This window comes from Flavobacterium undicola, from assembly GCF_009909155.2.
GTDB classification, from domain to species: domain Bacteria; phylum Bacteroidota; class Bacteroidia; order Flavobacteriales; family Flavobacteriaceae; genus Flavobacterium; species Flavobacterium undicola.
Genome location: NZ_JAAAPM020000068.1, coordinates 1 through 1,868, shown reverse-complemented (window position 1 = coordinate 1,868; position 1,868 = coordinate 1). Strand labels below are relative to the sequence as shown.

General features: G+C 40.5%; 2 protein-coding genes. Both read left to right on the top strand.

The annotated features are described in order from the left end of the window. A partial coding sequence (locus tag GTZ96_RS18090; RefSeq protein WP_235973064.1) for a tyrosine-type recombinase/integrase occupies positions 1-653 on the top strand: 653 nt, incomplete at its 5' end. Next, positions 632-1,747, top strand: coding sequence for an IS91 family transposase (locus GTZ96_RS18085; protein ID WP_161645289.1), 1,116 nt, complete (start codon positions 632-634; stop codon positions 1,745-1,747). The genes GTZ96_RS18090 and GTZ96_RS18085, both read left to right, overlap by 22 nt. The last annotated feature ends 121 nt before the right edge of the window (positions 1,748-1,868 follow it).

The following is a 1,868-nucleotide window of genomic DNA, read 5'->3' as shown; positions in this document are numbered from 1 at the left end:
TTTTATTAAAATCCGAAGGCTTGCCTTATGAGTATCTTCGTTTACCTTCGATAAAACACGAGAAGAAACTTCCAGTTGTTTTGAGTAAAGAAGAAGTTTGGTCGCTGCTCGTACATGCTAAATTACTCAAGCACAAAATTCTAATAGGACTTCTTTACGGTTGTGGACTTCGTTGTATGGAAGTGCGTTCTGTACGCTTACAGGATTTGGATTTTGATCGCAAACAGCTCAAGGTCGTTCAAGGCAAGGGCAAAAAAGACCGTTATGTTCCGCTTTCGATTCACTTAATACGAGGCTTAAGAAAATACATCGAAGCAGAAAAACCGCAAGATTATCTTTTTAATGGTCAGCCTGTTGGTCGTTCTGGGGGTGATTTTGATAGTCGTTATTCTCAACGTGGAGTGCAGTGGGTTATCAAACAAGTTAGTAAAGCAGCAGGTATAGCCAAAGAAGTTCACGTGCATTCGCTGCGACATTCCTATGCCACCCATCTTTTGGAAGATGGGATGGATATTATGACATTGAAAGAGCTTTTGGGACACCAAAACATAGAGACTACTCTAGAGTATTTACAGATTGCTCAACTCGAGAGTCAGCAAAAGTTCAGTCCCCTTGATATGCTCTTTTCTCAATGCAGCCAAAATTTGAAGTAGCCGATGTACTGAAGCAATTAGGTAATAGTATAGAGCAATTAGGACTTAATACTTGGCAACTTCGAACCTTGTCAGCAGTTAAAAAATGCCGAACAGCGCAATTGGGCGGTCATATTGATGCCTGTGATAGTTGTGGCACTATTAGTATCAGTTATAACAGTTGCCGCAACCGTCATTGCCCGAAGTGTCAGGGTAAAAAACGAGAAGATTGGATATCCAAAAGAGAAACGGAACTTTTGCCAGCTCCTTATTTTCATGTCGTTTTTACCCTGCCTGATAGCATCAATTCGTTGGCGATGCACCAGCCTAAAATGGTGTACGATACTTTGTTTGAAGCGACTTGGGAAACACTACAAACTTTTGGTAAAAAGAAGGGAATTCAAATGGGTATGATTGCCGTTTTACACACTTGGGGACAGCAATTGAGTTTGCATCCACACCTGCATTGCATTGTTCCGGGAGGTGGCGTGGATAAAAAAGGGCAATGGCAAAACAGCAGAACGGACGGAAAATTTCTGTTTCCAGTCAAGGCGTTATCTAAGGTTTTTAGGGCTAAATATTGTGAGAAACTCAAAACTAAGTTACCAATTAATTACGAACAACTTCGACAGGAATTATGGAGAAAAGATTGGGTGGTATTTGCCAAGCGACCTTTTGGAAGTTCAAAATCGGTGGTGGAATATTTGGGGAGATATACCCATAAAATCGCTATTAGCAACCATAGAATCAGGCATATTGATTCTCAAAACGTGACTTTTGATTACAAGGATTATCGAATGGCGGGAGTCAAAAAACAAATGACCCTTGTGCATGGGGAGTTTGTCAGGCGTTTTTCGTTGCATATTTTGCCCAAACGGTTTGTAAAAATCCGTCATTATGGTTTTTTGAGCAGCACTTGGAAACGTCAAAAGCTACAGCTTTTGCAGGAGAAACTCCAAGTGAAAGTACTGGTAAAAGCAGGAAAGAAGTCTTTTTTGCCCAAATGTCCTTGTTGTAAAGTGGGCAATTTACATACGATAGCTGTTTTTGATCAGCGTGGTCCGCCTGCTTGGTATCTTGGCGGTAGCCAAAACACAAGTCCCTGTAAAAACTAATTTTACGGGTAAGGGTACATATGCCTATAAGTGAAGGTAAACAACCTAAAACCAACCTTCAATCCACACCAAAAAAAGAGGACTAAAAATCCTCTTGAAAATCTACAAATTTATTTTACGA